The sequence below is a fragment of the Methylibium sp. genome (genome assembly GCF_013817365.1).
Taxonomy (GTDB): domain Bacteria; phylum Pseudomonadota; class Gammaproteobacteria; order Burkholderiales; family Burkholderiaceae_C; genus Methylibium.
The window spans coordinates 1-4,704 of the sequence record NZ_JACDCU010000326.1; the positions used below are offsets into that span (position 1 = coordinate 1).

The 4,704-nt window shown below is 65.8% G+C and carries 8 protein-coding genes and 3 pseudogenes; 8 read left to right on the forward strand and 3 right to left on the reverse strand.

What is annotated here, in order from left to right; translation table 11 throughout:
* Positions 1-477: Bax inhibitor-1 family protein (locus H0W38_RS16790; protein WP_292456160.1), on the reverse strand; the 477-nt coding region annotated here is incomplete at its 3' end.
* Positions 478-500: 23 nt separating this feature from the next.
* On the reverse strand, positions 501-842 hold the full coding sequence (locus H0W38_RS16795; protein WP_292456163.1) for an HPF/RaiA family ribosome-associated protein: 342 nt from the start codon (positions 840-842) through the stop codon (positions 501-503).
* 356 nt (positions 843-1,198) lie between these two features.
* Between H0W38_RS16795 and H0W38_RS16800 the strand changes: the two genes are divergently transcribed.
* From H0W38_RS16800 to H0W38_RS16820, 6 genes and pseudogenes are all read left to right on the forward strand, one after another.
* A complete protein-coding gene (locus H0W38_RS16800) occupies positions 1,199-1,468 on the forward strand; it encodes a DUF3616 domain-containing protein (protein WP_292456165.1) in 270 nt (89 codons plus the stop codon).
* On the forward strand, positions 1,444-1,659 hold the full coding sequence (locus tag H0W38_RS22145; RefSeq protein ID WP_367162281.1) for a hypothetical protein: 216 nt from the start codon (positions 1,444-1,446) through the stop codon (positions 1,657-1,659). Before H0W38_RS16800 ends, H0W38_RS22145 begins: the two co-directional genes overlap by 25 nt.
* Before the next feature lie 385 nt (positions 1,660-2,044).
* Positions 2,045-2,167 carry a hypothetical protein gene (locus tag H0W38_RS16805; protein WP_292456167.1) on the forward strand — a complete coding sequence of 41 codons (123 nt, stop codon included), beginning with the start codon at positions 2,045-2,047 and terminating at the stop codon, positions 2,165-2,167.
* Between the two features lie 433 nt (positions 2,168-2,600).
* On the forward strand, positions 2,601-2,864 hold the full coding sequence (locus H0W38_RS16810; protein ID WP_292456169.1) for a hypothetical protein: 264 nt from the start codon (positions 2,601-2,603) through the stop codon (positions 2,862-2,864).
* A 161-nt stretch (positions 2,865-3,025) separates the two neighbouring features.
* Positions 3,026-3,205 carry a hypothetical protein gene (locus H0W38_RS16815; RefSeq protein ID WP_292456171.1) on the forward strand — a complete coding sequence of 60 codons (180 nt, stop codon included), beginning with the start codon at positions 3,026-3,028 and terminating at the stop codon, positions 3,203-3,205.
* Between the two features lie 149 nt (positions 3,206-3,354).
* Positions 3,355-3,507, forward strand: a pseudogene (locus tag H0W38_RS16820) (TetR family transcriptional regulator); the annotation flags it as partial.
* Here H0W38_RS16820 and H0W38_RS16825 read toward each other — a convergent pair.
* A pseudogene (locus tag H0W38_RS16825) lies at positions 3,508-3,764 on the reverse strand (LysR family transcriptional regulator); the annotation flags it as partial.
* A 49-nt stretch (positions 3,765-3,813) separates the two neighbouring features.
* Here H0W38_RS16825 and H0W38_RS16830 point away from each other — a divergent pair.
* Positions 3,814-4,290: a hypothetical protein gene (locus H0W38_RS16830; protein ID WP_292456172.1), complete on the forward strand. Its 477-nt coding sequence runs from the start codon at positions 3,814-3,816 to the stop codon at positions 4,288-4,290.
* Positions 4,291-4,423: 133 nt separating this feature from the next.
* A pseudogene (locus H0W38_RS16835) lies at positions 4,424-4,704 on the forward strand (sodium:calcium antiporter); the annotation flags it as partial.

A 4,704-nucleotide genomic window follows, 5' to 3' on the forward strand; every position in this document is an offset into this window, starting at 1 on the left:
GCCGGCGAACAGAAAACCGCCCATGAAGCTGAAGTCGCGCCGGGACGTCAGAACCCATGCCGACAAGGCCAGGAAAGTAGCACCGGTTGCCGCCAGGGCCAGGGTCACGACCTGTGCGCCGCCGGGCAATGCCAGCGACTTGGCCAGCACCGGCCCCAGCGAGTAGCCCATGAAGCCTGTAAGCGCGAACACCGCCGGCAGCGCCCAGCCGCTGTTCTTGAACTTATAGACGGCGAAGAGCAGACCGAAATAGCCACCCAGCGTCAGCAGGATGCCCGGCGCCGGCAGCTGAAACGCCACGCTGGCGGCGGCGATGGCCGCGCTGAACAGCAGCGTCATCGACAGCAGTGCATACGTGTTGCGCAACACGCGGCTCGCGCCGACATCGCTCGGCAGGCTCGCAGGGTCGGTGACGACCTGGGATCGGCCTGCGGAGCCCGGGCGCGCGGTAGAAGGGATAGGCGAAATGGGGTTCATGGTGTGGGGTCCTTCGTTCGGTTTCAGCGCTCGAGACTGATCAAGCGCTGACGCATGCGGCGGGAGTCACTGCTACGGCGCCACAGACGCATCAGGAACCGCGCTGCGCGCGCCAACGCGTTGTCCAGTGCCGTGCGCCAGTCGTTCGCTACGGACGCGACGACCACCGACCCGGCGCCATCGGTCCTGAGCTCCACCTGGCAGCGCTTGTCGATACCGCCACGGGGGCCGTTCACGTCGGACATCTGCACCTCGGCACGCGGCACTAGCCAGCCCAAGCGCCGAAGGACAAAGCGCACACGGCGCTCGGTCAGGTCGCGCAGTTCGGTGGCTTGCGGATGGCGGGACTTGAAGAGCACTTGCATCGCGGATCTCCATCGGTTGAGGGACAGACGCAATGTGAGCTGTTAAACCGCTCTGAAAAAGCAGTTTTTCGAGAACGCCAACATCGGAAAGACTGAACACACGACAAGGATTCCGCCGCAGACTTCGGTGCTTCGCGGCTGCGGCTCGAACTCGCTGCAATCTGCAGACTTCCTGGCGCTGCTTCTTCCGCAGAACCCATCCCATGCCCAACACCCGAACCGCGAACGCCGTTCGTCTGGAGTTCACACCCGGCTGCCTGGTTCAAACCAACTTATCGAGCGCCCTTCACCGGCGACTGGCTCTGGGCGCCGGCGACGAAGCCTGCGGACTGGACCGCCTGCGCCGGCTCGACTCCTTGGGGCGCAAGGTCTTGCGTTCCGGCGAAGCGCGCGATTTCACGCTGGCCGACCTGCTGGACCTGCCCGGCACGGCCGAAGCAGAGGCCGACCTGAAAGGCATGACTGTGGCCGATGGCTTCCTCTGGGTGGTCGGCTCGCATGGCCTCAAACGCAAGAATGCCAAGCCTGACCGGGACCATGCTGACAGCTCGACGGCCTGGGCATTCGCGACCTGCACTTCTCTGGCGATGACCCGTACATCTTGGCCGGCCCGACGTTGGTGCTGAACGGCGATATCCGTGTCTTCAAGTGGCCGCTCGCCCGAACCAGCCGCTGGGTGGCGTTTATGGCGGCCTGTGCGACGCTGCTGCGCGCACAGCGCCGGCTGCGACTGACTTCGAGATGGGGCCACGGTTCGCGACGCGCAGACGGTGACACTCTTCGTGGGCAGGGAAGTCATCGTGGCGTTCGACGGTGAGGTGGGGCGCATGCGCGCGCCGGTGCTGGCCATCCCGGCAACCACATTGCCGTGTTCGACCTGTGGGCGCGCCTGACCCGCCCGTACGCGCGCTACGCAACGGCGTTCGGGGCCGAACTCATCGCGCAGCGCCGGTTGCGGCTCGACAAGCGACTGGTCGCCGCAGCCTCTCACGCCACCAAGAGGCGGCGATTCGTCCGCCTTGGCTCTCCATCTAAACGTCAACACTGAAAGCACTTCACCATGCGCAGCTACCCCCACAACAGCCCTGAAGCCGCGGCGCGCATCGTCGCGCTGGTTCTGAGCGCTGACGGCGTGCAGTTCTGAGTCTGGGATCCTCAAGCAGCTCGGCGCCGAGCGCGAGCTGGGCCTGGAGCCCCATCTCATGCCGCACATCGTCCACACGCTGTGCGAAGAGCTGCTGCTCGGGGTCTGCGCGACGGGCTCCCTGTTGGTGGCCAACATCGATGACAGCACCTTGGCGTTGCTGACCCGCGTCTGTCCTTAGCCGCCGCCCGGGCGGACGGCTACTTGGCCGACGGTGGAACCGTGGTCCGCCCGGCACCATTGCGGGCTGACCGATGACGACGCGGCGAGCGCCCCGAAGTCGGCGCGCCGGCAGGCCATGAATTGAAGCGCTGCGGCGTCGCTTGGCGCGCGCCAGTCGGTGCGGCGTGATCTTGAATAAAGAAAGAGATGGAGCGACGCACGGAACTCTTGGGCACGCCAGGCGCTCCATGCAGCGTCGTTTTCGTGATCGAGGGGAGTAGCCGGAAACCGCCTTCGGGTTGGTCCACGGTCGCATCGTCAACACGGAGTTGCGCAAGCGGCTCCCGGTGCCACCGGCGTCTCTAGATTGCAGGCAAGACCTTGCGCGAGTCGACGTTCCCGGGATGCGGCGAGGTGCCGAATTCCTTTCACGACCTTCACAAGGAATGACCATGAAGACCCTCTGGATTGCCACCCTGACCCTTACGCTCGCCGCCGGCGGCGCCATCGCGGCCGACAGCAAACCGGCCGCACCCGCGGCCGCCAAGGCGGTCACGACGACGGCGGCGGTGGCCACAGCAACCGCCGCTACCGCCAAGCCGGGTGCCGTGCGCGACTGGGCCGAGATCGACAAGAACCGCGACAACGCCGTCACGCCGGAGGAGATGGAGGCCTACCTGAAGGTCAATCCGGGACCGCAGCGCCCGAAGAACTGACGCGCCCGCTCGGGGCCCGCCGTCGAAGGAACGACGGCGTGCCTTGGCCCGTGCGGCGGGCCGCCCGGCACGCCGCAGGGGCCAAGGCACGAACAGCGAGCCGTCCACCCCCGTTGTCGGGCCATGCCGGCCACAGACGTCGAGCCCACTGCTCAGCGTGGATGCCCTGGTTCGACCACTACGACGGGCTGCAAGGCGCGATTGCGTGCCTGTCGGCGCTGCTCGTTCGACTGCCGCAGCCGGCCGCCGCCGAGGTCGAGGCCGCCGACATGGGCACCGCGTTCGGACTCGACACCACGTTCGCGCCGAGCATCGCCACGCCACCCGAACCGCGGCGCTGAGCTCCAGGCCCGACGGTTTGGCGCGGCGCATGCTTGAAGGGCTCGGCGGGCCGGGGGTCGGCTGCGGCGTCAAGACGCATCGGTATAGCCTACGACCCAGTCGCTCAAACTGACCCGCATGGCAAAAGGTGCATTCCCAGGAATAGGTGTTGCGTGCCCGCGAGGACGCGACCGTCAGCTCGGTCAACCGGCGGCTCGCCGAGAATTGCTACGACATCATGACCGTCGACGAGGTCGCGGCGGATGTCGGCATCGCCAAGGCGAGCCAATGCAAGCATTTCACGTCGAAGGAAGTGCTGGCCGGCGGCCTCGCGAACTTCTTCCGGAATGAGCTGCCCCAGCTGGAAGGTTTCCTCGGCGAGCAAAGGCCGCCTGACCAGCCTCGGTCACCGCCACCCCGCGCGGCGGGCTTGAGAAGTTGGTGACCCGGTGCCTTTTCCAGCTCTCGAACCTGGGCGCTGATGGTCTGCACCGCCATGTCCAGCCGCTCGGCCGCGCAGGCGAAGCCGCATTCCTTGGTCACGACCCAGAAGTGATACATATGGCGGTACTTCAGCATGCCAACTTCACATCGGAAAAACCGAAGGTTAAGTCTTCCTGAAACTGGTTTGTTCGAATCAAAAACCGTTGGAGACTACCGGTTGCTTCTACTTAACCAAGACGAACCGATCATGTTTTACGCACTCAGCTGGTTTGTGATCTTCAGCCTTCTTGCACTTTGGTCGCTGGCAGCCTGGGCGATGAATGCCGTCGCCGTGTGGACGGTCTCGAGTGCAGGCACGTTGACAGGCGCCGCATCGGGTGTCGAGGGACTTCGTCTTCCGGAGTGGCTGGCGCCCTGGGTGCCGCCGGAGATCGTGCAGGCGATGACCTCGGTGCTGTCGGGCCTGGCGCCAGTCGTCGAGACCCTGCTTCAAGCCGCGCCGGCGCTGGCCGGTGGCCTGACTATCGCGACCTGGGTGATCTGGGGCCTCGGCAGTGCGCTGCTTGTGTTGCTGGGGGCAGGGCTGCACCTGTTCATTGCGATGTGGCGCCGCCGCGGTGGAGGCTCCGGTCCTCAGCCGGCCCCGGAGGTGGCCGCATGACGGAAGATATGACGGGAATGCTGTCCTCAAGCAGGCACGACAGCACGGCAGCACTGAACGCGGATCTTGTGGCTGTCTGCGTGCGGCGGAACGCACTGCGGTGGGCAGCTGTTTGTAGCTACGGTGCCCGATCATGAACATGCTCATGTTTCTCGGTGGCCTGATCCTGCTGGTCATCGGCGCCAGCACGCTGGTGCGCGGCGCGTCCAAACTGGCGCTATCGTTTGGTATCAGCCCGCTCGTCGTCGGACTCACCATCGTCGCATTCGGCACCAGCGCGCCCGAGGTCGCGGTGAGCGTCGGCGCCGTGCTCGACGGCAAGGCCGACATCGCGATCGGCAACGTGGTGGGCAGCAACATCTTCAATGTGCTGTTCATCCTGGGCGTCAGCGCCCTGATCGCGCCGCTGGTGGT